Raw genomic sequence first — 23,310 nt, 5'->3', positions numbered from 1 at the left:
ACGTTCCGGCGCCATGTGCACGAAATTCGGTGCACATGGTGTCGCTTCCGTGCACACCGAACGGACCGTGGTCGCGTTCCCACGGTCCGGGCCGGTTAAGACGCGGTGCAGAGGACGAAACGCGTCGGGGTTCCGCCGCGTTTCGTCCTCAGTACCGCGTCGCGACCAGCAGCTGCGACCGATTCCACGCCGAACTGCGGACCACAGCCCTGTGTCAGCCTCCTGACGCGGGAATTGGATGTCCGATCCGCAGTTCGGTCCGCCGAGTCCGCAGTTCGGCACGGGGGCGGAAGCGTCCTCGGACGCCGGCGCGTGATTGACTTCGAGCGATCGACTCGAGGAGGAGTGATGGGCGCAGCGGACACCGGGAGCACTCGGGTCGTGATCGTGCGCGGCGAAGGCCCGCACACCGATCAGTGGCACTCCCTCGATGACACGAGCGCTGCGATCGCCCGAGTCCTCGAGGAGGGGGTGGGCTGCGCCGTCGACGTCGTGGGCACCGACGAGCTGACGGCCGAATCGCTCGCGGATGCCGCGCTCGTGATCGTCAACGCCAGCTCGAACCTCGACCTCGAGCCGGGGTCGTCCAGGGCCGTGGTCGATCTGCTCGTCGCGTCGGTCGCCCGCGGGCGCGCGCTGCTGGGCGTCCACTCGTCGAGCATCGCCTTCCGCGACGACCCGCGCTGGGCCGAGACGCTGGGCGGTCGCTGGATCAGGGGCGTCTCATGGCATCCGCCCATCGGCGCCGCCGACGTCGTGCTCACATCGGCCGGATCTGCGCTGTTCGGCGTCACCGACTTCGCGGCCCATGACGAGCGGTACACCGATCTCGAGGTCGCGTCGGACGTCGAGGTCCTCGCCTTCCATCGGGAGGGGGCTGCGGAGTACCCGCTCGTCTGGTCGTGCCCCACCGCTGCCGGACGGGTCGGCTATTCGGCGCTCGGCCACGGCATCGAGTCGTACGACAGCCCGGGCCATCGCGCGATGCTGGTGGCGCTCGTCCGGTGGCTCATCGGCTGATCTGCCGAGGGCGCCCAGGCGGCTCGGTCAGTCGTTGCTCCACTCGGCGCGGTCGGGTACCAGCGTCTCCAGCTCCGCCCACAGCTCGTCCGGGATGGGATGGCTGGCCAGCTCGATCGTCTCGTCCACCTGCTCGGGGGAGACCACTCCGCAGATGGTGGAGTGCACGCGAGGATCTCGGATCGAGAACTGGAGGGCGGCCGCGGCGAGCGGGACGTCGTGGGCGGCGCATGCAGCCCCCATGGCATCGATCGCCGCGAGCATCGTGGAGCTGGCGGGGGCGTAGTGATAGCGATCCGAGATGCGCGGCCAGCGGGCGAGCACGCCGCCGCCGTAGAGGGCGGCGTTGAACACGCCCATCCCCGCCTCCGATGCCCTGCTGAGCAGCCGGCTGGCCGTGCGGTCGACCAGGGTGTGCCGGTTGTGCGTGATGAGGGCATCGAACAGCCCGGTGTCGACGAAGCGCTCCAGCATCGATGCGGGGCCGCCCGATATCCCGACGAAGTCGGTGTACCCCTCGTCCCGGAAGCGGAGCAGGCTCTCGACCGGGCCGCCTGGCTCCATCGCCCGCTCGAACCCGATGTGCTCGGGGTCGTGCAGGAAGAGGAGGGGGAGCCGGGGAACGCCGAGGCGCTCGAGGCTCTCCTCGAGGGATCGCCGCATCCGATCCGCCTCGAACGTGCCGGTGACCGGATCGCGATCGAGCTTGGTCTGCAGGAGCACGCCATCCGGCAGCCCGCCCAGCGACCGAAGGGTCTGCCCGATGCGGCGCTCGCTCTCGCCGTCGCCGTAGTTGTTGGAGGTGTCGATGGCGGTGAGACCTTGAGCGAAGCCACGCAGCATGGTCCGCGTGACGTCGTCCTCGCGCATCGCCAGACGATAGAGCGGCGCATCCGTGCCCCAGGCGGCAGCGCCGACGGTCACCGCGGGGAGGACGAGGCCGGTCCGGCCCAGCGTGCGTGGGGAGAACGGGGCCGCGATATCCGACGCCGTCGAGTCTTCGCCTGTCACATCAACCTCTTCGTCGATCTGGAGCGCCGCATCGTGAGCGCCGTTCGCATCGTTCCACGAACTGCGCCGGGCGTGGTGCCGGGGATTGGTGGAAGGCTGAACGGGACGACCGGACCGCCCGCCGCCGCACCTTCCCGACGCGCGCATCTCTCGAGAAGCGCGTCCTCAGCAGAAGAGGCTTCATGCCCACCAAGATCACCTTCATCTTCGACAACCCGGCCGATCCTGCCGCGTTCGAGGCGTCGTACGCCGAGGGCTTCGTCGCCGCGGCGAAGGCCATCCCCGGCGTCGTGAGGTTCGAGGCGTCGAAGGTCTGGCCGAAGGAGGACGGCAGCGCGACGCCCGCCTACCGGCTCGTCGACCTCTACTTCGACGACTACGACGCCGCCAGTGCAGCGGTGGCGACCGCAGAGGCGGGCGCGCTGTTCCCCAAGGTGTTCGAGCTCGCCACCGGCGGCATCCGGATCGTGTTCGCCGACATCGAGGACTAGCGCGAACTGCCCACTTCTGCCGCTCGGAACACGTCGCAGGCGGCAGAACTGGGCAGCTCGTCTTGTGCGCCCCCGCCAGCCGGACGCGCTGCTGGAATACTCTCCAGCATGCCGAGCGACGACGAGAAGCCGATCCCCGCTGCCCCTGAGGCATCGTCCCCGAACAGCTCCCGTGCTGCCGGCTTCGACGTCGTCGAGCGCTCGATCGCCGAGCTGCGCGCCGCGCTGGAATCGGGCGAGATCACGAGCGTCGATCTGGTGGCCGCCTACCTCAACCGGATCGCGCACTTCGATCGGCAGGGAATCCGACTGAACGCGGTTCCCGTGCTCAATCCCGATGCCTTCGCGGATGCTCGGGCCTCCGATGCCCGACGCGCTCGGAGCGAGACCCTCGGTCCCCTCGACGGAATCCCGTACACCGCGAAGGACAGCTACAAGGCGCGCGGGCTCACCGTGGCCAGCGGATCACCCGCGTTCGAACACCTCACGGCGACCGACGACGCGTTCACGATCGGGCGACTGCGCGCGGCGGGCGCCGTGCTGATCGGCCTCACGAACATGCCGCCGATGGCGAACGGCGGAATGCAGCGGGGCGTCTACGGTCGCGCCGAGAGCCCCTACAACGCCGACTACCTCACGGCCGCGTACGCGTCCGGGTCCTCGAACGGATCGGGCACCGCCACCGCCGCCAGCTTCGCCGCGTTCGGACTGGGGGAGGAGACCTGGTCCTCCGGACGCGCCCCCGCCTCGAACAACGGGCTCGTCGCGTACACGCCGTCTCGCGGGATCATCTCGATGCGGGGCAACTGGCCGCTGGTGCCCACCATGGACGTCGTGGTCCCCCACGCGCGGTCGGCCGCCGATCTGCTGGAGATCCTGGACGTCATCGTTGCCGACGACCCCGATCCGCGCGGCGACTTCTGGAGGATGCAGCAGCACATCCCGACCCCGCCCAGCTCTGCCCTGCGGCCCGCGTCCTACCCCGCACTCGGCCAGCGGCCCGACGCCCTGCGCGGGGTCCGGCTCGGCGTGCCGCGGATGTACATCAACGCCGATCCGGACGGCGCCAACCCGATCGAGACCCGGAAGTCCGTCCTCGAGCTGTGGAGGGCCGCCGCCGCCGAGCTCGAAGCGCTCGGCGCCGAGGTGGTGGAGGTCGACTTCCCGGTGGTGTCCAACTACGAGGAGGATCGGCCGGGCGCGCGATCGATGGTCACGCGGGGGCTCGTCTCCGCAGACTTCCACGCGGAGGAGCTCGGCCCGCTCTCCGTCTTCGGCATGGACGACTTCCTCCGCGCCAACGACGACCCCGCCCTCAACCGTCTGGACCAGGTGGACGGCGCGCTGATCTTCCCCCTGCCGCCGGGCACGATCGCCGACCTGTACTCCGACGATCCGGACATCGCCGACTACCCGGGCTGGGCGGCCGATGGTGTGCGATCACTGGACGAGCTACCGCTCCTCGGAGAGGCCCTGCGCGGCATCGAGGAGACCCGGCGGGTAGATCTCGAGCAGTGGATGGACGAACGGGGGCTGGCCGCCGTGATCTTCCCCGCCGCGGCCGACGTCGGGCCGGAAGACGCCGAACGCGATCCCGAGTCGCATGCGAAGGCGTGGCGCAACGGGGTCTGGGTGTCGAACGGCAACGTCGTCATCCGGCACCTTGGCATCCCGACGGTGACCGTGCCGATGGGGGTCATGGCCGATATCGGGATGCCGGTCGGCCTCACCTTCGCGGGGCGGGGCTACGACGACTCGGCTCTGCTGACCCTCGCGGCCGCGTTCGACATGACCCGCGGCCGGCGGATCGTCCCGCCGCGCACGCCGTCGATCCCCGCGCCGACCGCGGCGCGCGGCGACGCCCCCGTTGCCGCCCAGGGTGCTGTCCCGAGCGCCCCGCCGAGCATCGATCTGACGGGTTCGGTGACGCGGTCGGAGACTGGTGCTCTCGGCCTGTCGGTCCAGGGCCGCGTGGTGGGGGCGACCGGCCCGTTCGCCCTCGAGCTGAGCGTGGACGGCCGACCCGTCCAGCCCCTCCTCGACGGGGATCTCTTCACCGCCTCCGTCGAGCTGCCCGCCGACGCGCATTCGATCTCCCACAGCGTGTGGCGCGAACCATACGGCTCGCTGGTGATCGTCGTGGTGAAGGACGCGCGGGGAGTCGCCGTCGGGGCTGTGGATGCTTTCGGGGGCATCGGCTGAGCCCATCGGCAAAGCTCCTGATCGCGCATCGATCTGCCCGTCGGGCCACCCTGTGGAGCGTGTGTGGACGGTGTGTGGAGACCGCGCAGGAGGGCTGTGGAGAGCTCCGAAGTCAATGTCTGAGGCCACACCTAAAATGGGGTCATGAGACACGCCGACACAACATGTAGAGAATGACAGTCGTGTTCTTTCTGATATATAGTGGATGCACCCCCGCAAGGGTGGTAACCAGTACAGGCGGCTCATCCGGGGAAGATGAGCCACAGACCAGGGGAGATCTCATGAACTTCGACAACGACACCGTCGGCGGCTACGCAATTCCGGTCGACCCAATGGACCTCCTGCAGTGCGAGAGCTGCCAGTAGGCATCACCTCCTGAGCAGAGGGCTCCCACGGGAATCCTCGAGGCTCACCGAAGCCCCGATCCGCCGAGTGCGGGTCGGGGCTTTCTCGTCGCCCGGCGGCCTCGTTGCGTCGTCGAGGAACCCTCGACGTGCTCGGAACGGGGCGAAACTAGACTGGCGGCCGTGACTGTCAATCCGGCCATCCAAGGACGTGTGTACCCGCCCACGGCGCCCTACCTCGTGGGCCGCGAGAAGGTGCGCGAATTCGCCGCCGCGGTCGGCGCGACCGATCCCGCATCGACCTCCCCCGCCGCCGCTCAGGCCCTCGGCTTCGCCGACGTCGTCGCGCCCCCGACCTTCTCCGTCGTGATCCAGGAGCGGACCCTGGCGCAGCTGCTCGCGGACGAGGATGCGGGCATCGACTTCTCCCGCGTGGTGCACGGCGAGCAGCGCTTCAGCTTCAGCCGGCCCATCGTGGCGGGTGACGAGCTCACCGCCACCATGACCATCACCTCGGTCAAGTCGCTCGGAGGCAATTCCATGCTCACCGCCAGCTCAGCGATGACGGACTCCGCGGGCGAGCACGTGGTCACCGCCGTCTCGACGCTCGTCGTGCGAGGCGACGCGTGACCGCCGCCGCGGTGCTCGATGCGCTCACGGTCGGAGACGTGGTGGCGGAGATCGCCATCCCCCTCACCCGGGACAGCCTGGTCCGCTACGCAGGGGCCTCCGGCGACTTCAACCCGATCCATTACCGCGACGACATCGCCGCGTCGGTCGGCCTGCCCGGCGTGCTCGCCCACGGCATGCTGACCATGGGGTCCGCCGTGCAGCCGGTCGTCGACTGGGCAGGCGGCGCCCATCGGATCCGCGACTACCAGGTGCGCTTCACCCGACCGGTGGTCGTCGATCCGACCGATGGAGCGGAGCTGACCGTGTCGGCCCGGGTCGCGGCGATCGACACCGATGCGGGGACCGCGCGGATCGATCTCACCGTGCGCTTCGGCGGCGACACCGTGCTCGGCAAGGCCCAGGTTCTCGTGGCGCTGAGCTGACGTGGAATCCGGCGTAGCACTCTCCGAGCTCACCACCCTGCGGGTGGGCGGACCCGCCGCCCGACTGGTGCGTCCGACCACGCGCGACGACCTCGTCGGCGAGGTCACGGCCATCTGGGACGAGGGCGACGACTGGCTCGTAGTCGGCGGCGGATCGAATCTGCTCGTCTCCGACGAGGGATTCGACGGCACGGTCGTGCAGACGGCGACCCGAGGCGTGTCCCGGCTTCCGGTCGCGACCTCCACCTCGAGCATCCCGATGATCGCCCGCGGCGCATCGCTCGACACCCTCCCGCGTCTGCGCTCCGCGTCCAGTCGCCGCATCCGGGTCCAGGTCGAGGCCGGCGAGCCGTGGGACGACCTCGTCGCCCAGTGCGTGGCGAACGGCTGGTCGGGCGTGGAGGCGCTCTCGGGCATCCCCGGATCCTGCGGGGCCTCGCCCGTCCAGAACATCGGCGCCTACGGCCAGGAGCTCGCGGCGAGCCTGGCGGCGGTCGAGTTCCTCGACGCGATGACCGGGGACGTGCGACGCTGGCGGGCATCGCAGATCGGCCTCGGCTATCGCACCTCGATCTTCAAGCAGGGCCGCGCCGGCGTCGTCACCGCCATCGAGCTCGAGCTGCTCGAGGCAGAGCCCGGCCGCGCCGCCCTGAGCGGACCGATCGCCTACGCGCAGCTCGCCAACACCCTCGGGGTGCGGCTCGGCGACCACGTCCCGATCGCCGTCGTGCGGGAGGCGGTGCTCGAGCTGCGACGCTCCAAGGGCATGGTGCTCGACGCGAACGACCCCGATTCGGTGAGCGCGGGATCCTTCTTCACCAATCCGATCGTCAGCGAGCACTTCGCCCGCTCCCTGCCGACGGCCGCTCCCCGATGGCCGACCAGCCTCGACGAGCCAGACATCATCGTGCCGCTCGCGTCTGGAGCTCCCGTGCTGACGCGCCAGGGCGGGGACTACCGGGTCAAGCTGAGCGCCGCGTGGCTTATCGAGCACGCGGGGATCTCCCGCGGCTTCCGGCTTCCCGGCTCCCGTGCGGCGATCTCCCGCAAGCACTCGCTCGCCATCGTCAACACCGGCGGCGCGACGGCCGAGGAGGTTGCGGAGCTCGCCCGCTACATCCGCGCCATGGTGCAGGTCGAGTTCGGCGTGCTGCTCGCCCCCGAACCGGTTCTGGTGGGCCTCACCGTCTGAGGTCCAGCGCTTCCCGGCGGTCGAGTGGGTGTGCGAAGCCGCCGGATCGTGGCCTTCCAGGTCGTCTCTCCGCAATAGGACAGCGGATGTCCGCGGCATGCGTTAGGAACGGCTTCACACCTCGCGACCGAACGGAGACCGGATGTCCGTGATAACCGCCCGCCAGCTGGCGCGCACCTTCTCCACCAAGCGGGGCAGGGAGAGGTCCGAGGTCATCGCGGTCGCCGGCGTGGATCTCGACGTCGACGAAGGCGAGATCGTCGGCTTCCTCGGCCCGAACGGCGCAGGCAAGACCACCACGCTGCGCATGCTGACGACTCTGCTCAAGCCCACCTCGGGGTCGGCCCAGGTCGCGGGATTCGACGTCGCCACTCAGGCCAGCGAGGTGCGGCGCAACATCGGCTACGTCTCCCAGAGCGGATCCACCTCGGGCGATGCGCGGGCCGGCGAGGAGGTCGTCGATCACGGTCTGCTCTACGGGATCCCGCGAGCCCAGGCAGAGAGGCGGGGCAGGGAGCTGTTCGAGCAGCTCGAGCTCGACGGCATGTGGGAGCGTGCGCCCAAGACGCTCTCCGGCGGCCAGCGCAGGCGGCTCGACATCGCCATGGGGCTGGTGCATGACCCCACCCTCGTGTTCCTCGACGAGCCGACCACCGGTCTCGATCCGCAGGCGCGCGCCAACCTGTGGATGCACATCTCCGACCTCCGTCAGCGGCTCGGCAGCACCGTCTTCCTGACCACCCACTACCTCGACGAGGCCGACGCGCTGTGCGATCGGATCCTGGTCATCGACCATGGCTCGATCGTCGCGAGCGGAACTCCTGAGGCACTCAAGCGCGAGGTCTCGGGCGACCTGATCGAGCTGACCGTGGGATCCGCAGATGACGTTGCGGCGGCCCGTCGCGTGCTCTCCGCGCTCGGTGACACGACGATCGACCAGCTCGTCATCTCGGTCCGAACGCCGACGGCAGGGCGCGAGCTGCCGGGGCTGATCCGTGCGCTCGACGCCGAGGGCGTCGTACCAGAAGCGGTCGAGGTCCGCCGCCCCACCCTCGATGATGTCTTCCTCAATCTGACCGGTCGATCCCTGCGAGAGGGTGCGTGAGATGCGCTTCTGGAACGAGACCTTCGTCGTCTGGCGCCGCCAGATGCGGATGAACCTCCGCAATCCCGCGTGGGTCATCATCGGATTGACTCAGCCGATCCTGTACCTGGCCCTCTTCGGTCCGCTGCTCGAGCCGCTCGCCGCTCAGATCGGCGCCGACAACGCCTACACGTTCTTCGTGCCCGGGCTCCTCGTGCAGCTCGGCCTGTTCGGTGCGCTGTTCGCCGGCTTCGGCCTCATCTCCGAGTGGCGGGACGGCGTCATCGAGGCCGAGCGGGTGACGCCTGCCAGCCGGACCGCGCTCCTGCTCGGCCGCGTGCTCCGCGACGTCGTGCTGCTCGCCGTCCAGGGGATCGTGCTGATCGCGATCGGCTTCCTGTTCGGGCTCCGCGGATCGATCGGAGGGATGCTGTTCGGTCTCCTCCTGGTCATCCTCCTCGGGGCGGCCTGCTCCGCGGGGTCTAACGCGCTCGCCCTCACGGTGAAGAGCGAGGACGTGATGGCGCCGATCCTCAACAGCATCTCCCTGCCGGTGCTGCTGCTGGCGGGCATCCTGCTGCCCATCAGCGCGAGGTCGGGGGCGCCCGACTGGCTGATCATCGCCAGCGACTTCATCCCGGTGAAGTACGTCGTGAACGCCGTCCGCGAGGTCTTCACCGGCGTCTTCGCGAGCAGCGCCGTGCTCTGGGGATCGGTCTGGACAGTCGTCCTGTTCGCTGCGGGCCTGTACGTCGGCACCCGCACCTTCCGCAAGGAGAACGCCTGACGGGGAAGTTCGGTGGGTCCTCGCGTACCGATCAGCGGAGTGGGCGCACCGATCAGCGGAGTGGGTGTACCGATCAGCGGACTGGAGGCCTCACAGCGGCCTGAAGCGGCCAGAATGGGCTGCGAGTCCGCTTATCGGTACAGCCGCGGTCCGGTCTGGGACGTCCCCACGCGCGCTCGGGCTAGAGGATGCCGAGCTCCAACGCCTTGGTGACGGCGCGGGTGCGATCCGAGACGCCCAGCTTCTCGAAGACGTGCAGCAGGTGCGTCTTCACGGTCGCCTCGCCGATGAAGAGCGCGGCGCCGATCTGCGGATTGCTGTTGCCCGCTGCGACGAGTGCCAGCACCTCGCGCTCCCGTGCCGTCAGCGACGCCTCGGGCTCGGCGCTCCGCCTGCGCACCTGCCCCACGAGGGTCTTGGCGATCGAGGGTGACAGCGCCGTGTCGCCGGCGACCACCGAGTGCACGCCGGCGAGGATCTCATCGCGTGGCGCCGCCTTGAGGAGGTAGCCGCTCGCGCCCGCGCCGATCGCATCGAGGATCTGATCGTCCGACTCGTAGGTGGTCAGCACCAGCACGCGGATGCCGGGATCGGCGCTGAGGATGCGCTCCGTGGCCGCGGCCCCGTCGAGGCCGGGCATCTGAAGGTCCATCAGCACGATGTCGGGGGAGAGCTCTGCGGCGAGCCGGACGGCGCTGAGCCCGTCGGCTGCCTCGCCGACCACCTCGATCTCGGGGTCGCAGGACAGCAGGGCGACGATCCCGCCTCGGACGATCGGGTGGTCGTCGACCACCAGGGCGCGGATCGTCATGCGTCCACCTCCGACCGACTGGCCGGATCCGATGCGGGAGTCACTTCGCGCTGGGTCTCCGCTCGGGCACGCCTCTCCGACACCTGAACCGCTGCCGCGTTCGCTGCTGTCCTGTCGGCGGCCGTCCTGTCGCCCGCTGCCCCGTCGGCCGCAGCCCCGTTCGGCGCCGAAGGTCTGACGAGCGGGATCGTCGCGCGCAGCGACGTGCCGCCGGTGCTGCGCGGAGCGACGGTCACCTGGCCGCCGACCAGGGCGAGCCGCTCGCGCATGCCGCTGAGACCGAAGCCGCCGGCGGTCTCGGCGTCGGCCACAGAGATGCCGACTCCGTCGTCGAGGACCTCGACGACGAGCGTCTCGGTGTCGGCATCGATGCGCACGACGACATGGGATGCGGCGGCGTGCTTGCGGACGTTGGCCAGGGCCTCCTGCATGCAGCGCAGCACGACCACCTCGAGCTCCCGGTCCAGCTCGGATGGAGCCGCGCGGATGTCGAGGTCGACGTCGATCCCGGTCTCGCGGCGATACCGTGCCGAGAGTCGGGAGGCGGCGGCGGCCAGGCCGCCCTCGACTCGGACGCTGGCCGACGAGGCGACGAGTGCACGGGTCTCGCCGAGGGTCTCGCGGCCGATCGACTCGATCAGCTCGAGGTCCGCGCGGACCGCGGGGTCCAGGTTGCGCGCGGCGCTCGCCCGCTGGGCGACCATGACGAGCCCGGTGAGGCTCTGCGCGATCGTGTCGTGCAGCTCGCGCGCCAGCCGTTCCCGCTCCGAGGCGATGCCCTGCTCGCGGTTCGCGGCGGCGAGCTCGGCCTGCGCATCGGTCAGCTCCTCCAGCAGGCGCCCGCGCTCGTGGCCCCAGACGGTGATCCGGGTGATCCAGAGACCCATCAGCACGCTGAATGCGACCGAGACGAGGGAGATGGCGGCGGCGGTGGCGTAGCCGTACTCGGTTCCCCGCTGGGCCACGGAGAAGCCGACGAACGCGCCTATCGCGACGAAGGCGTTGCCGATCAGCGCCGAGCGGAGGCCGTCGATCGAGACCCAGATGAAGGGGAACACCAGGCACTGGATCACGGCGGCGTTCGGTGCGGCGGCGATGGCCACGGTGAGAGCCAGGATCAGCAGCGGCAGGAACACCATCCGCGCGGTGCGGCTGCCGAAGGACAGCCGGCCGAAGGCGAACCAGAGCACGGTCATCGACAGCAGAGCGACGGCTGCCAGAGGGACGGCGTCGTCGTCCGCCAACACCGCGCAGAATCCCAGGGTGGCCGCAGGGCCGAGGCCGAAGGCGAGGTGCCACCACGGCAGCGCGCGCCGATGCCACTCGCTGGGGGCGGCGCTCGACGCAGCTGCGCCTGTGCCTGCGCCTGTGCCTGCGCCTGTGGCGCGCGCAGATCCGGACGCGGTTCCCTCGCCCTTCGTCATCGGGTCAGCTGTCCTTCCGGATCCACCGGAAGGTGAATCGGCTCACGACGATACCCACGACCAGCCAGAGCAGCAGGACGACGGCCACCGTTCCGAGCTGCCACGCACCGCCGGCCTCCGCCGAGGCGAACGACTCCGGCAGGAAGACCGAGCGCATGCCCTTCGCGAGCCAGGCGAGCGGGAAGACGTTCGCGACGTCCTGCAGCCAGACGGGCAGCATCGTGAACGAGAGGTAGACGCCCGAGATGAACTGCAGGACCAGGACGATCGGGATGATCACCGCGGTCGCGCTCTTTCCGCGACGGGGCAGCCGGGAGATGGCGATGCCGAGCACGGCAGACGTGCCGATGCCCAGCAGGAACACCCAGGCGAAGGTGAGCCACTTGGCGGGATCGGTGGGGAGCTCCACGCCGAAGGCCACTCGTGCGATGACGATCAGCAGGGCGAGCTGCAGGATGCCGGTGACGAGGACCTGGCCCATCTTGCCGAGGAAGTACGACACCACAGGCAGGGGGGTGCCGGCGAGGCGCTTGAGCGTGCCGTCGCTGCGCTCGTTGGCGATGTCGACGCCGAGGTTCTGCACTCCGGAGAGCAGGATGCCCGCGGCGGCCATGCCGGGCAGGTAGTAGGCGCCCTGGCTGATCCCGCCCGAGCCATCGGGCGCCGTGCCGATGTTGCCCTGGCCGCTGAAGGCCACCGAGAAGATGCCGAACAGCAGCACGGGGAAGAGGAAGGTGAAGAAGATCGCGTCCGCCTGCCGGAAGTAGACGCGGATCTCGTAGCCGGCCCGGAGCACGCCCAGCCGCAGAGTGCGGGCGATCGAGCTGCCGAGCGGAGTCCGCGCCGGTGACGCGGCGGGGGCGAGTGCGGTCATGCGGATGCGCCTTCCGTGATGGGGTCCGTTGCGGACGGGCGGGTGGTCGGACTGGTGGGACCGTCGGCGTCGATCTCGGCGGCAGCCGCTTCGGCGTTCTCCCGGACAAGATCGAGGTAGATGTCCTCGAGGCTCGGCCGGTAGATCTCGAGATCGGTCGGCTCCGCGCCGAGGCGGGCGCTCAGCGAGGCGACCGTGCCGGCCGGGGTACGCGTGCGCTCCGTATGACGGGTGCCGCCTTCCGTCCATCGAACGAGAGGCACGCGGGCCTCGGCGCCGCCGATCTCATCGATGGCTCCGATGGCCACGAGCTCGCCGCCCGCGATGACGGCCGCGCGGTCGCTGAGCTGGGCGGCCTCGTCCAGGTAGTGGGTCGTGAGCAGGATGGTGGTGCCCTCCGCCTTGAGCTGATGCACGAGCGACCAGAACTGCTGACGGGCCTCGGGGTCGAAGCCGGTGGTCGGCTCGTCGAGGAAGAGCAGCTCGGGGCGTCCGATGATGCCGAGAGCCACGTCGACGCGGCGGCGCTGACCGCCCGACAGCGCACGGATGCGGGTGCGCGCCTTGTCGGCGAGGCCGACCGCGGCGATCGTCTCATCGACTCCACGGGGGTTCGGATAGAGGGACGCGAAGTGCGCCAGCTGGTCGCGCACGGTGACGTCGCCCTGCTCGCCGGTGCTCTGCAGCACGATCCCGAGCCGGGACTTCCACTCGAGCCCGCCCGACTGCGGATCCGTGCCGAGCACGGAGGCGGCGCCGGAGCTGCGGTCGCGGTAGCCCTCGAGGATCTCGATCGTGGTCGACTTGCCGGCGCCGTTGGGACCGAGCAGCGCGAAGGTCTCGCCGCGGTGGATGTCGAAGGAGACGCCGCGGAGGGCTTCGAACGCTCCGTAGCGCTTGGCGAGATCGCGGACGCTGACGACCGCGTCCGGGAGGGCGATGTTGTTCACGCTGCAACTCTCGCCGCACGGGGCGCGAAGAACCAGCGTTCATCCGGGTGAGCCCCCATCCACCGACCGGTGGATACCTACGTTCCGGCGCCATGTGCTCGAAATTCCCTGCACCTGATGCCGGTTTCGTGCCCGTGGTCGGCGGGTGCGCTCCGAGCGTCGCCCTCAGACCTCCGAGAGCTCCTCCGCGATCGCACGGATGCCCGACTCGACCTCGGCGAACGAGGTCGACAACGGCGACAGACCGAGACGGATCCCGGTGGGCCGGCGGAAGTCCGGGATCACGCCTCGCTCCCACAGCTTCGGCATGATCGCCTCGAAGTCGGGGTGATCGAGGGTCACGTGACCGCCGCGGCGGCGAGCATCGCGCGGCGTGGCAAGGATCGCGTCGGGCAGGAGCTCGTCGGCCAGCCCGATGGCGTGCTCGGTGAGCGCGATGGACTTCTCGCGGATCCGCTCGATCCCCGCCTCCGCGACGGTGTCGACCGCCGGGCCGAGCGCGAGCAGCGACAGGATCGGGGGCGTGCCGCTCAGCATCCGGCGGATGCCGGGGCCGGGCCGATAGCCCGGTCCCATCGCGAACGGCTCCGCTCCGCCGAGCCAGCCCTGGATCGGCTGGCGGATCTCGTCCAGGTGTCGGGATGCGACGTAGGCGAAGGCGGGAGCTCCGGGACCACCGCAGAGGTACTTGTAGGAGCAGCCGACGGCGAGGTCGACATCCCACTCGTCGAGCTGGATGGGGAATGCGCCCACGCTGTGCGAGAGGTCCCAGATCACCAGGGCGCCGACGTCGTGGGCGAGAGCCGTGATGGCCGGCACGTCGGCGATCGCGCCGGACCGGTAGGCGATGTGCGAGAGCACGACAACGGCCGTGCGCGTGCCGAGCAGAGCGGCGACGGCATCCGGGCTGACGTCGCCGCTAGGGATCCAGCGCAGGGTCGCGCCGCGCTCTGCCGCGATGCCCTCCAGCACGTAGCGATCGGTCGGGAAGTCGTCGACGGCCACGATCAGCTCGTCCCGGTCGGGGCGCAGGGCGAGGGCGGCGCGCACCTGCTTGTAGAGCAGGACGGTCGTGGAGTCGCCGACCACCGTCTGGCCGGGCGCGGCGCCAAGCGCGGCCTCGGCGATCCGATCGCCGAGGGTGACGGGCAGCTCGATCCAGCCGTCATCCCAGCTGCGGATCAGGCGCTGCGCCCATGCGGTCGTCGCCCCCTCCGTGAGGGCGTCGATGCTCACCTGCAGCGGGCGACCGAGCGAGTTGCCGTCGAGGTAGGCGACGACATCAGGTGCCTCGATGAACCGCGCGCGGAAGGCGGCGAGCGGATCTGCCGCGTCCAGGGTGTTGGACTGCATGCCGGTCATCCTCCTGAGGAGGCGTTCATGTGCACGAACCGGACTCATGTGCACGGAATTTCGAGCACATGGCGCCGGAACGTAGGAGAGAAGGAGGGGTCAGGCGAAGAGGCGCTGGAGGCGCTGGATGCCTTCGAGCAGGGCGTCGTCGCCGAGAGCGTAGGAGAAGCGGAGGTAGCCGCTCGGGCCGAACGCCTCGCCCGGAACGGCTGCGACCTCGGCCTGGTCGAGGATCAGGTCGGCCAGCTCGAGCGAGGTGGTCGGCGTGACCCCACCCCAGGTGCGGCCGAGCAGCCCCGACACGTCCGGGTAGACGTAGAAGGCGCCTTCGGGCAGCGGCGTGACGATTCCCTCGATCTTGTTCAGCTCCGCGGTGATCAGCCTGCGACGGCGGTCGAACGCCTGACGCATCTGCTCGACCTCGTCCTGGGGGCCGTTGAGCGCCTCGATCGCCGCGCGCTGCGAGATGTTCGAGACGTTGGAGGTGAGGTGGCTCTGCAGGTTCGCGGCGCCCTTGATCGCATCGGCCGGGCCGATCATCCAGCCCAGACGCCATCCGGTCATCGCGTAGGACTTCGCGACCCCGTTGACGAGGATCGTCCGGTCGGCCAGGGCGGGGACGGCCTCGACGATCGAGAGCGCGGCCTTGGGGATCTCGCCGGCCGCGAGTCCGTCGGGGTAGACGAGGTTCTGGTAGATCTCGTCGGTGATGACCCAGAGTCCGTTCGCTTCGGCCCACTCGCCGATCGCCGTGGTCTGCTCCCTCGAGTAGACGGATCCGGTCGGGTTCGAGGGCGACACGAACAGCAGCACCTTGGTGCGCGGCGTGCGTGCGGCCTCCAGTTGCTCGACGGTGACGAGGTAGTCCTGGTCGGCTCCGGCGAAGACCTCGACGGGCACGCCGCCTGCCAGCTTCACCACCTCGGGGTAGGTGGTCCAGTACGGCGCGGGCAGCAGCACCTCGTCGCCCTCTCCGACGATGGTGGCGAAGGCCTGGTAGACGCCCTGCTTGCCGCCGTTGGTGACGATGATCTGCGAGGGGGACACCTCGAGGCCGCTGTCGCGCAAGGTCTTGGCCGCGATCGCCTCGCGTAGGTCGGGCAGGCCGACGGCCGCGGTGTATCGGTAGTTCTTGGGGTCCTGCACGGCTGCCGCCGCAGCCTCGACGATGTGTCGAGGAGTGGCGAAGTCGGGCTCGCCGGCCGCGTAGCTGATGACGGGGCGCCCCTGCGCCTGCAGCGCCTTCGCCTTGCTGTCCACCTTGAGCGTCGCCGACTCGCTGATCGCGGCGATCCGCGGCGAGAGTCGGGGCAGGACGGGGGCGGGCGCGGCGGCGGGCGTGGTGCTGGTGGGCATGGCCTTCAGCTTAGCTTCGGGGCTCCGCGCGTCGCGGTCCCACAATGCCGGGGGACGGCGGTCGATGCTAAGCTTTCCGGTACTGGTTGGAAGAAGCCAGGCTTTGCCACGCCCATCGGCGGAACTGTTCCACTCTCACAGGCCATCGAGCCCGTGGCGAAGCCATGCGAATTCCTTCATAGGGCGGTGGCTCAATTGGTAGAGCAGCGGTCTCCAAAACCGCAGGTTGCAGGTTCAAGTCCTGTCCGCCCTGCAGCTTCTCGAAGCGCAGCGATATCCGGCAACACGAGCAATCAGCACGAACAATTCAGTGGCAACGATCGAAGGAGCGTCCGTGGCGCGAAAGGTCATCGACGAACCCAGCGAGGATGTCGTTGCCATCGCTCGGAAGGAGCGGCAGGCGAAGCGTTCGCCCTTCGCTCGCATCGCGCTGTTCATCCGGCAGGTCATCGCCGAGCTGAGCAAGGTCGTGACGCCCACGAGGCGCGAGCTGTTCGGCTTCACAGCCGTCGTCCTGGTCTTCGTGATCATCATGATGGCCGTGGTCGGAGCGCTCGACTGGGTCTTCGGGCTGCTGGTCGTCTTCGTGTTCGGCACGCCGACCCCCTAGCCGGACAGCCGGCCCCGCACTCAGCCATACAGCTTCGTCCCACGACGGGCTCCCGACCCGGAGCCCCGAGCACTACCAGAGCGGCCCGACCCGAGGCCGCGCAGGAAGAGAGAACTCAGAACGTGTCTGACTCAGAGCGCGAGTACCGCGACGACATCGACCTTGCCACCGCAGCCGAGCAGTCCTCCGAGGAGGACGAGGCCCAAGAGGGCAACGTGCTCGGCTCCGACGAGGAGGCCAGCGAGTCCGCTGAGCACGAGGCGCTGTCGATCGTCAGCGACAGCGACGAGGAGGACGACCTCGAAGAGGCCCTCGACGAGATCGAGCTGTCTGCGGACCCCGAGGCCGACGCCGTCGTGGACGAGGCGCTCGAGGTGCACACCGTCGACGACGCCGACATCGCGGTGACCGCGACCGACGACGAGGCCGAGATCGCCGCCGAGGAGGCCGCCGAGGACGAGCCCGACGTCACGCCCGCCACCGCCGAGGACATCGCGGAAGCGGACGCCGACACGGACTCCGCCGACGCCGAGCCCGTCGAGATCGACCCTTACGAGGAGTTCCGCCAGGAGCTGCGCGCCAAGCCGGGCAAGTGGTACGTCATCCACTCCTACGCCGGGTTCGAGAAGCGCGTGAAGTCCAACATCGAGCAGCGCAAGGGCACGCTCGGCCAGGAGGACGCCGTCTTCGAGGTGCAGGTCCCGATGGAGGACGTCGTCGAGATCAAGAACGGCCAGCGCAAGCTCGTCAACCGCGTGCGCATCCCCGGATATGTGCTCGTCCGCATGGACCTCAACGAGGACTCGTGGTCCGTCGTCCGGCACACCCCCGGTGTGACCGGCTTCGTCGGCAACTCGCACAACCCGACCCCGCTGCGCTTCGACGAGGCGTTCAACATGCTGAAGAGCACCGTCCAGATCGCCGAGGCTCCTGCGAAGGCAGGCGCCGGTGGACGCACCGCAGCCAGCGCAGCCCGTCAGCTGCCGGCCGAGGTCGACTTCGAGATCGGCGAGACCATCACCATCAAGGAGGGCTCGTTCGCGGGTCTTCCCGGTACGATCAGTGAGATCAAGCCCGAGAGCGGCAAGCTCACGGTGCTCGTCTCGCTGTTCGAGCGCGAGACGCCGGTCGAGCTCAGCTTCGATCAGGTCACCAAGCTCTAGTCCTCTGGAGCACAGCAGCACCTCCGCGTGAGGCCCCGCTTGGAGCGGGACGTGCACGCGCGCAGACCACCGCATTCCGGAAAGGCCGGGATCGCGGGAGAGCGGCTCCGGCCGCTCGAATGAAAGGGAAAACACACCAATGGCACGTCAGAAGAAGATCACGGGGCTCATCAAGCTCCAGATCAAGGCTGGCGCCGCGAACCCCGCCCCGCCCATCGGGCCGGCACTGGGTCAGCACGGCGTCAACATCATGGAGTTCTGCAAGGCGTACAACGCCGCGACCGAGTCGCAGCGCGGCAACGTCATCCCCGTCGAGATCACCGTCTACGAGGACCGGACGTTCACGTTCATCCTCAAGACGCCCCCGGCAGCCGAGCTGATCAAGAAGGCGGCCGGCGTCGCCAAGGGATCCTCGACCCCGCACACCGTCAAGGTGGCCAAGCTCACGCAGGCCCAGGTCCGCGAGATCGCCCTCACCAAGCAGCCCGACCTCAACGCCAACGACATCGACGCTGCGGCGAAGATCATCGCAGGCACCGCCCGTTCCATGGGCATCACGGTCGAGTAGGGACGGGGAAGAAGACATGGCACAGAAGTCAAAGGCCTACCGCGCCGCCGCTGAGAAGCTCGAAGAGGGTCGTTTCTACACGCCCGACGAGGCCGTCGGCCTCGCCAAGGAGACCGGCTCCGCCAAGTTCGACTCGACCGTCGAGGTCGCGCTGAAGCTCGGAGTCGACCCCCGCAAGGCGGACCAGATGGTCCGTGGCACCGTCAACCTCCCGCACGGCACCGGCAAGACCGCCCGCGTCATCGTGTTCGCGACGGGTCCGGCCGCCGAGGCCGCTCTCGCCGCCGGCGCCGACGAGGTCGGTGGCGACGAGCTGATCGAGAAGGTGGCCGCCGGCTACACCAACTTCGACGCAGCCGTCTCCACTCCGGAGCTCATGGGCAAGGTCGGCCGCCTCGGCCGCGTGCTCGGCCCCCGCGGCCTCATGCCCAACCCGAAGACCGGAACGGTCACCCCCGACGCGGCCAAGGCCGTGACGGAGATCAAGGGCGGCAAGATCGAGTTCCGCACCGACAAGCACGCCAACGTCCACTTCGTGGTCGGCAAGGCGGGCTTCTCCGAGGAGCAGCTGAGCGACAACCTCCGGGCCGCGCTCGAGGAGATCGTCCGCCTCAAGCCGTCGTCCTCGAAGGGCCGCTACATCCAGAAGGGTGCGCTCTCGACCACGTTCGGTCCGGGCATCCCACTGGACGTCTCCGCCATCTGACCCAACGCGGTCCGATCCAGCGCGAGCTGAACCAGCCGTACATCCGAACTGCCCAGTTCCGCCGCCTGAATTCGCATTCGGGCAGCAGAACTGGGCAGTTCGGCGTTACGGGTCGGCGTTACGGGTCGGCGTTACGGGAAGGATGGAGCCATGACGCTTCAGGTCCGCGAGGCGGGTGCCTCCGACGCCCCACTGCTCGCCGATGTCGCGGCGGCGACGTTCCCGCTCGCCTGCCCGCCAGGTACCGCGCCCGAGTCGATCGCCGCGTTCATCGCCGACCATCTCAGCGTCTCGCGCTTCGACGCCTATCTCGCCGACGACGAGCGGATGCTCCTGCTCGTCGAGGAGGTCATCCGACCGGGCGAATCGTTGGCGCTCGGCTACGCGATGCTCGTCTTCACGGATCCGACCGACGCCGAGGTGGCCGCGGCGGTCGCGAACAGGCCGACGGTCGAGCTCAGCAAGTTCTACGTCCTGCCCGACCGGCATGGCGGGGGAGTGGCCGCGCCGCTGATGGCGGCGGTCCTCGCAGCCGCGACACGGGGCCCGGCGGAGTCGGTATGGCTCGGGGTCAACCAGCAGAACGGGCGGGCACGGCGCTTCTACGAGAAGAGCGGCTTTCGAGTGGTCGGCACGAAGCACTTCATGGTCGGCCCGGAGCGGCACGATGACTTCGTCCTCGAGCGCCTCGTCGAGCCCTGATCGCGGCCGATCAGCTTCGCTCTTTCACCGTTCAGGCGATTCTGCGTTTTCGAGCACCGTTCAGGCGATTTCCGCCTGAACGGCGATCGAAAGCCTGAACCGGGAGGATCGCCTGAACGGTGGAGGGCCGGGTCAGTAGTCGCTGACCTTGAGCGCGATCTTTCCGCGGACGTGACCGCTCTCCATCAGGATGTGCGCGCGTTCGGCCTCTTCGAGCGGAAGCACGGTGTCTGCGGTCACCCGCACATCGCCCGAGGTGATCAGACGTGCGATGACCGAGAGCGTTCCCGCATCGGGCTGGACGAAGTAGTGCGTGGCGCGCATGCCGGCGGCTGCGGCGTCCTCGATCATCGTCGGCCAGCCGGCCGACGGCAGCGAGACGATGAGTCCGCCGGGTCGCAGCACCTGGAGAGACCGCGACCCGGTGCTGTGCTTCGCGTTGCCCACCCCATCGATGACGACGTCGAGGTCGGCGAGCTCGTCCTCGAACTCCGTCGTGGTGTAGTCGATGACCCGGGATGCGCCGAGCTCGAGCAGCCATTCGGCGTTCTTGGGGGACGCGGTCGTGACGACCTCCGCGCCGAAGTAGGCGGCGATCTGCACCGCCAGATGGCCGACGCCTCCGGCGCCCGCATGGATCAGGACCTTCTGGCCCTCGTGCGCCTTCGCGAGGTCGACCACGGCGCCCCATGCGGTGAGCGCAGCGAGCGGGACAGCAGCTGCCTCGGCATGGCTGAGGACGGAGGGCTTGCGGGCGACGCTGAATGCGGGCACCGAGACGTACTCGGCGTAGCTGCCGCCCGTGCGCGGGAAGGCGGTCATCCCGAAGACCTCGTCGCCGGGGCTGAGCGGGAACGCCTCGTACGGCGTCTGCACGACGACCCCGCTGAAGTCGTAGCCCGGCACCATCGGCCAGTCCGACCCGGGCGAGACGCCTGCGCCTGCGCGCGACTTGGCGTCGACAGGATTCACTCCGGCTGCGACCACGCGGACGAGCACCTCATGCCCGACGCGGGTCGGCGTCGGCATCTCGACCAGCCGAAGTGACTCCGGTCCGCCGGGGGAGGCGACGGCCATCGCCCGCATCCTCGCAGGCGCCATCGGGTCGACAGCCGTGGTCGGCGCAAGCATCGTGGCAGGCTCCCTCATCGCGGCACACCCTTCTCCAGTGAGGTCGAAAGGGGGCGTCGACATCGTCGCGGTCGACCTCGGCGAAGCCCCGAGGAGACGTGAGCACAGTCAACTTGGCCAATGATTCGGCGAGGTTACGGTCGTGTCACCGCGTGGCAACAATGCCCGAGCGCGCGCTCGGGGTTCGCGGATATCGTGCGTGGACGCACGAGTTTCGCCCCCACGCGCGGCGGTGAGCCAGACTGACGCCATGAGAGTGCTGTTCGTCATCCTCCGCATCATCGCCGGCGGGGGCATCATCGCCGCGATCGTCGGCCAGCTCGCGTTCAGCCTCGACTACGGGGTGCCGAACGTGCCCCACTTCCTGGTGAACTTCTTCAGCTTCTTCACGATCCTCTCCAATGCGATGGCCGCGATCGTGCTCCTGGCCGGTGCCTGGTTCGGCCTCCGGCCCGCCTCGACCCCGTCCTGGTACACGCTGGTCCGCGGCAGCGTGACGACCTACATGGTCACGACGGGCGTCGTCTACAACCTGCTGCTGCGGGGGATCTCGCTCGATCAGGCGACGACCCTGCCCTGGTCGAACGAGGTGCTGCACCTGTTCGCGCCGATCTACCTGCTGCTCGACTGGCTGCTCGCGCCCGGGCGCGAGCGCATCGCCTGGCAGCGGTTCGCGACCATCCTCGCCTTCCCGGCGGCCTGGCTGGTGTACACGCTGATCCGAGGGCCGATCGTCGGCTGGTACCCGTATCCGTTCCTCAACCCGGCGCAGCCCGGAGGATACGGGGCGGTACTCATCTACTGCGTGGCGATCGCCGGCTTCATCGGAGTCATGGGCGTCGGCGTCGTCGCCGTCTCCCGGACGCGCCAGCTCCTGGTCCCGTCATCGAGCCCGGCGCTGCCCTAGGACCGCGCACGCACGCAGCGCACCTGATCGTGCGGCCTCCGCCGGAAGCGGCGCCGCTCAGAGCGAGCGGATCCGACGTCCCACCCCCGAAGTAGGGAATGGAACTGCCTCCGCAACGACGAATACTTGACTCTGCGGAACCAGCCCACCGACGGGCCCGGGCCGCTGCTGCAATAGATGGATCGATGCCGGCAGGGGACCGGCGTCGGGTCGTATGAGTCAGGGGGAACTCACGATGTCCAGGCTGATTGCACATCCAGCACGCACGGGAGCCGTCGCGTCGCTGAGGGAGGCACTTCATTCACCGACCTCGCACTTCAGGTCGCCCGAGCTCGACGACATCGAGGTGCGGCCCGATGCCGTCGCGGCCGTGCGTCGCCCGGGCCTGCGTCCGTACCGCGTGCTGCTCTTCGGAGGCGGCGTGCTGGTCGGCAAGGGCGTGCGCGACCACAACCTCGGGCTTCCGGGTCAGGTCGCCGACCACCTGTCGCAGATCGCGGGCCGTGGGCTCGACCTCGATGTCGTGGTGGAACCCGACCCGACGAGCGCACGTGCCCTGCATGGGCTCCTCGGGCTCCGGATCAATCGCTACGACGCCGTGGTCGTCGTCCTCGGCGCGCGACCGGCGATGGCAGGCGTCGGTGACCGTTCGTGGCAGGCGCGGTTGGTCGCGCTGGTCCGGACGCTCGTCGCCGAGACCGTCGAGTCGGCGCCCGTGATGGTGCTCGACTCCGCTCGGGCCATGATCGAGATCTCGGGAGATCTCTCCCGAAGAGGGCGCGTCGCTCGCCTCGCTCGTCAGCAGGGCGCGATCACCGACCGCGCATGCGCTCTGACGACGCGGATCTCCTACCTGGCGCTGGCACCGCAGCTGCAGGGACCCGCGATCGGGACGCGCTTCGACAATTCGACCTACCGGAGCTGGGCTGCGGAGATCGTCGCGCACCTCCACCCGCGGCTCACCGAGCTCGAGCGGATCGATCCGATCGTCGGCCCGCGGGCGTTCCGGGAGCGACCCGTCGACGAGAGGCTCCGTCAGCGGGCTCTGGCGTGCCTGCGACTCGAGCAGACCGACGTCGATGCCGCCCTCGAGATGATCGTCCGTCAGGCCCGCTCGGCCTTCCGAGCCGACCGGGCGTCGATCAACATCATCGAGGGTGGTCGTCAGTGGCAGAAGGCGGCGGTCCCTGCGGACCGGTCCGAGATCCCGCGCGCCGAGGCGATCTGCGACATCGCCGTGCGCAGCGATGAGCTCACCCTCATCAACGACACCCACCAGGATGATCGTCTCGCGGGCAACCCGCAGATCGCGGGACCGGACGGCATCAGGTTCTATGCCGGGTTCCCGATCCACACCTGGGACGGCTACCGGGTCGGCATGCTGTGCATCACCGATCGCGTTCCGCGCATGATGCGGCCGTCCGAGCTCGCGAGCCTGCGAGATCTGGCCGGAATGGTCGAGAAGCACCTGTGGGAGGCGGCTCTGCGGCGTCGGGCGGCCTGACGGCCCATCGATACCTACGAAACCGGCTCCATGTGCACGATGTTTCGTGCACATGGAGCCGGAAC

General features: G+C 69.3%; 22 protein-coding genes, 1 tRNA gene and 1 pseudogene. 16 read left to right on the top strand and 8 right to left on the bottom strand.

Annotated features, from left to right (window positions below; translation table 11 throughout):
- The first annotated feature begins 348 nt into the window (after positions 1-348).
- Positions 349-1,020, top strand: coding sequence for a ThuA domain-containing protein (locus E6C64_RS10295; protein ID WP_136427394.1), 672 nt, complete (start codon positions 349-351; stop codon positions 1,018-1,020).
- A gap of 27 nt (positions 1,021-1,047) precedes the next feature.
- Here E6C64_RS10295 and E6C64_RS10290 read toward each other — a convergent pair whose 3' ends face one another.
- A complete protein-coding gene (locus tag E6C64_RS10290) occupies positions 1,048-2,031 on the bottom strand; it encodes an aldo/keto reductase (protein ID WP_199241011.1) in 984 nt (327 codons plus the stop codon).
- A 182-nt stretch (positions 2,032-2,213) separates the two neighbouring features.
- Here E6C64_RS10290 and E6C64_RS10285 point away from each other — a divergent pair, with 182 nt between their 5' ends.
- The 7 genes and pseudogenes from E6C64_RS10285 (at position 2,214) to E6C64_RS10250 (ending at position 9,186) form a co-directional block, all read left to right on the top strand.
- Positions 2,214-2,522, top strand: a complete 309-nt coding sequence (locus tag E6C64_RS10285; RefSeq protein WP_136427392.1) for an EthD family reductase — start codon at positions 2,214-2,216, stop codon at positions 2,520-2,522.
- A 108-nt stretch (positions 2,523-2,630) separates the two neighbouring features.
- Positions 2,631-4,355 (top strand): annotated as a pseudogene (locus E6C64_RS10280) (amidase); the annotation flags it as partial.
- A gap of 896 nt (positions 4,356-5,251) precedes the next feature.
- The gene (locus E6C64_RS10270) at positions 5,252-5,698 is read left to right on the top strand and encodes an FAS1-like dehydratase domain-containing protein (protein ID WP_136427390.1); all 447 of its coding nucleotides are present in this window, start codon (positions 5,252-5,254) and stop codon (positions 5,696-5,698) included.
- Entirely contained in the window at positions 5,695-6,123 is a 429-nt protein-coding gene (locus E6C64_RS10265) for a MaoC family dehydratase (RefSeq protein ID WP_136427389.1), read from the top strand. The genes E6C64_RS10270 and E6C64_RS10265 overlap by 4 nt, the downstream gene beginning before the upstream one ends.
- Position 6,124: 1 nt before the next feature.
- On the top strand, positions 6,125-7,315 hold the full coding sequence (locus E6C64_RS10260; protein WP_136427388.1) for a UDP-N-acetylmuramate dehydrogenase: 1,191 nt from the start codon (positions 6,125-6,127) through the stop codon (positions 7,313-7,315).
- 142 nt (positions 7,316-7,457) lie between these two features.
- Positions 7,458-8,420, top strand: a complete 963-nt coding sequence (locus E6C64_RS10255; RefSeq protein ID WP_136427387.1) for an ATP-binding cassette domain-containing protein — start codon at positions 7,458-7,460, stop codon at positions 8,418-8,420.
- A 1-nt stretch (position 8,421) separates the two neighbouring features.
- Positions 8,422-9,186, top strand: coding sequence for an ABC transporter permease (locus E6C64_RS10250; protein ID WP_136427386.1), 765 nt, complete (start codon positions 8,422-8,424; stop codon positions 9,184-9,186).
- Positions 9,187-9,367: 181 nt separating this feature from the next.
- Here the strand turns inward: E6C64_RS10250 and E6C64_RS10245 are convergent, their stop codons facing one another.
- From E6C64_RS10245 to E6C64_RS10220, 6 genes are all read right to left on the bottom strand, one after another.
- Entirely contained in the window at positions 9,368-9,997 is a 630-nt protein-coding gene (locus E6C64_RS10245; protein ID WP_136427385.1) for a response regulator, read from the bottom strand.
- On the bottom strand, positions 9,994-11,421 hold the full coding sequence (locus tag E6C64_RS10240) for a sensor histidine kinase (protein ID WP_136427384.1): 1,428 nt from the start codon (positions 11,419-11,421) through the stop codon (positions 9,994-9,996). The genes E6C64_RS10245 and E6C64_RS10240 overlap by 4 nt, the downstream gene beginning before the upstream one ends.
- 4 nt (positions 11,422-11,425) lie before the next feature.
- Positions 11,426-12,295 carry an ABC transporter permease gene (locus tag E6C64_RS10235; RefSeq protein WP_136427383.1) on the bottom strand — a complete coding sequence of 290 codons (870 nt, stop codon included), beginning with the start codon at positions 12,293-12,295 and terminating at the stop codon, positions 11,426-11,428.
- The gene (locus E6C64_RS10230) at positions 12,292-13,245 is read right to left on the bottom strand and encodes an ABC transporter ATP-binding protein (protein ID WP_233255557.1); all 954 of its coding nucleotides are present in this window, start codon (positions 13,243-13,245) and stop codon (positions 12,292-12,294) included. Before E6C64_RS10230 ends, E6C64_RS10235 begins: the two co-directional genes overlap by 4 nt.
- Positions 13,246-13,410: 165 nt before the next feature.
- A complete protein-coding gene (locus tag E6C64_RS10225) occupies positions 13,411-14,598 on the bottom strand; it encodes a kynureninase (RefSeq protein ID WP_233255556.1) in 1,188 nt (395 codons plus the stop codon).
- 99 nt (positions 14,599-14,697) lie between these two features.
- On the bottom strand, positions 14,698-15,954 hold the full coding sequence (locus E6C64_RS10220; protein WP_136427381.1) for a pyridoxal phosphate-dependent aminotransferase: 1,257 nt from the start codon (positions 15,952-15,954) through the stop codon (positions 14,698-14,700).
- Positions 15,955-16,134: 180 nt separating this feature from the next.
- Here E6C64_RS10220 and E6C64_RS10215 point away from each other — a divergent pair.
- The 6 genes from E6C64_RS10215 (at position 16,135) to E6C64_RS10190 (ending at position 19,703) form a co-directional block, all read left to right on the top strand.
- Positions 16,135-16,207: transfer RNA gene (locus E6C64_RS10215), tRNA-Trp, on the top strand.
- Positions 16,208-16,288: 81 nt separating this feature from the next.
- On the top strand, positions 16,289-16,564 hold the full coding sequence (secE, locus tag E6C64_RS10210; RefSeq protein WP_136427380.1) for a preprotein translocase subunit SecE: 276 nt from the start codon (positions 16,289-16,291) through the stop codon (positions 16,562-16,564).
- Positions 16,565-16,686: 122 nt separating this feature from the next.
- Positions 16,687-17,727 carry a transcription termination/antitermination protein NusG gene (nusG, locus tag E6C64_RS10205; protein WP_158437826.1) on the top strand — a complete coding sequence of 347 codons (1,041 nt, stop codon included), beginning with the start codon at positions 16,687-16,689 and terminating at the stop codon, positions 17,725-17,727.
- A 139-nt stretch (positions 17,728-17,866) separates the two neighbouring features.
- A complete protein-coding gene (gene rplK / locus E6C64_RS10200; RefSeq protein ID WP_136427379.1) occupies positions 17,867-18,295 on the top strand; it encodes a 50S ribosomal protein L11 in 429 nt (142 codons plus the stop codon).
- 16 nt (positions 18,296-18,311) lie between these two features.
- A complete protein-coding gene (rplA, locus tag E6C64_RS10195) occupies positions 18,312-19,001 on the top strand; it encodes a 50S ribosomal protein L1 (protein ID WP_136427378.1) in 690 nt (229 codons plus the stop codon).
- Positions 19,002-19,151: 150 nt separating this feature from the next.
- Positions 19,152-19,703 (top strand): GNAT family N-acetyltransferase, encoded by a 552-nt coding sequence (locus E6C64_RS10190; protein ID WP_136427377.1) that lies wholly within the window; start codon positions 19,152-19,154, stop codon positions 19,701-19,703.
- A 132-nt stretch (positions 19,704-19,835) separates the two neighbouring features.
- On the opposite strand, the gene E6C64_RS10185 is transcribed toward E6C64_RS10190, so the two are convergent.
- The gene (locus E6C64_RS10185) at positions 19,836-20,789 is read right to left on the bottom strand and encodes an NADP-dependent oxidoreductase (protein WP_136427551.1); all 954 of its coding nucleotides are present in this window, start codon (positions 20,787-20,789) and stop codon (positions 19,836-19,838) included.
- A 295-nt stretch (positions 20,790-21,084) separates the two neighbouring features.
- On the opposite strand from E6C64_RS10185, the gene E6C64_RS10180 reads away from it, so the two are divergent.
- Together E6C64_RS10180 and E6C64_RS10175 are read left to right on the top strand one after the other, a co-directional pair.
- Complete coding sequence (locus E6C64_RS10180; protein WP_136427376.1) at positions 21,085-21,741, top strand: Pr6Pr family membrane protein; 657 nt, start codon at positions 21,085-21,087, stop codon at positions 21,739-21,741.
- 235 nt (positions 21,742-21,976) lie between these two features.
- Positions 21,977-23,245, top strand: a complete 1,269-nt coding sequence (locus E6C64_RS10175; protein WP_136427375.1) for a GAF domain-containing protein — start codon at positions 21,977-21,979, stop codon at positions 23,243-23,245.
- Positions 23,246-23,310: the final 65 nt, after the last annotated feature.

The organism is Naasia lichenicola, from assembly GCF_004801885.1.
Lineage (GTDB): Bacteria > Actinomycetota > Actinomycetes > Actinomycetales > Microbacteriaceae > Naasia > Naasia lichenicola.
The sequence above is the reverse complement of the archived record's forward strand: the minus strand, read 5'-3'. Positions and strand labels throughout refer to the sequence as shown.

Bases quoted from the DNA above. Each gene is read 5' to 3' on its own strand.
- E6C64_RS10180 (WP_136427376.1), top strand. From the start codon at position 21,085: ATGAGAGTGCTGTTCGTCATCCTCCGCATCATCGCCGGCGGGGGCATC.
- E6C64_RS10295 (WP_136427394.1), top strand. From the start codon at position 349: ATGGGCGCAGCGGACACCGGGAGCACTCGGGTCGTGATCGTGCGCGGC.
- E6C64_RS10185 (WP_136427551.1), bottom strand. From the start codon at position 20,789: ATGCGGGCGATGGCCGTCGCCTCCCCCGGCGGACCGGAGTCACTTCGG.
- rplK (WP_136427379.1), top strand. From the start codon at position 17,867: ATGGCACGTCAGAAGAAGATCACGGGGCTCATCAAGCTCCAGATCAAG.
- E6C64_RS10285 (WP_136427392.1), top strand. From the start codon at position 2,214: ATGCCCACCAAGATCACCTTCATCTTCGACAACCCGGCCGATCCTGCC.
- E6C64_RS10220 (WP_136427381.1), bottom strand. From the start codon at position 15,954: ATGCCCACCAGCACCACGCCCGCCGCCGCGCCCGCCCCCGTCCTGCCC.
- E6C64_RS10250 (WP_136427386.1), top strand. From the start codon at position 8,422: ATGCGCTTCTGGAACGAGACCTTCGTCGTCTGGCGCCGCCAGATGCGG.
- E6C64_RS10240 (WP_136427384.1), bottom strand. From the start codon at position 11,421: ATGACGAAGGGCGAGGGAACCGCGTCCGGATCTGCGCGCGCCACAGGC.
- E6C64_RS10255 (WP_136427387.1), top strand. From the start codon at position 7,458: ATGTCCGTGATAACCGCCCGCCAGCTGGCGCGCACCTTCTCCACCAAG.
- E6C64_RS10175 (WP_136427375.1), top strand. From the start codon at position 21,977: ATGTCCAGGCTGATTGCACATCCAGCACGCACGGGAGCCGTCGCGTCG.
- E6C64_RS10190 (WP_136427377.1), top strand. From the start codon at position 19,152: ATGACGCTTCAGGTCCGCGAGGCGGGTGCCTCCGACGCCCCACTGCTC.
- rplA (WP_136427378.1), top strand. From the start codon at position 18,312: ATGGCACAGAAGTCAAAGGCCTACCGCGCCGCCGCTGAGAAGCTCGAA.
- E6C64_RS10245 (WP_136427385.1), bottom strand. From the start codon at position 9,997: ATGACGATCCGCGCCCTGGTGGTCGACGACCACCCGATCGTCCGAGGC.
- E6C64_RS10235 (WP_136427383.1), bottom strand. From the start codon at position 12,295: ATGACCGCACTCGCCCCCGCCGCGTCACCGGCGCGGACTCCGCTCGGC.
- E6C64_RS10225 (WP_233255556.1), bottom strand. From the start codon at position 14,598: ATGCAGTCCAACACCCTGGACGCGGCAGATCCGCTCGCCGCCTTCCGC.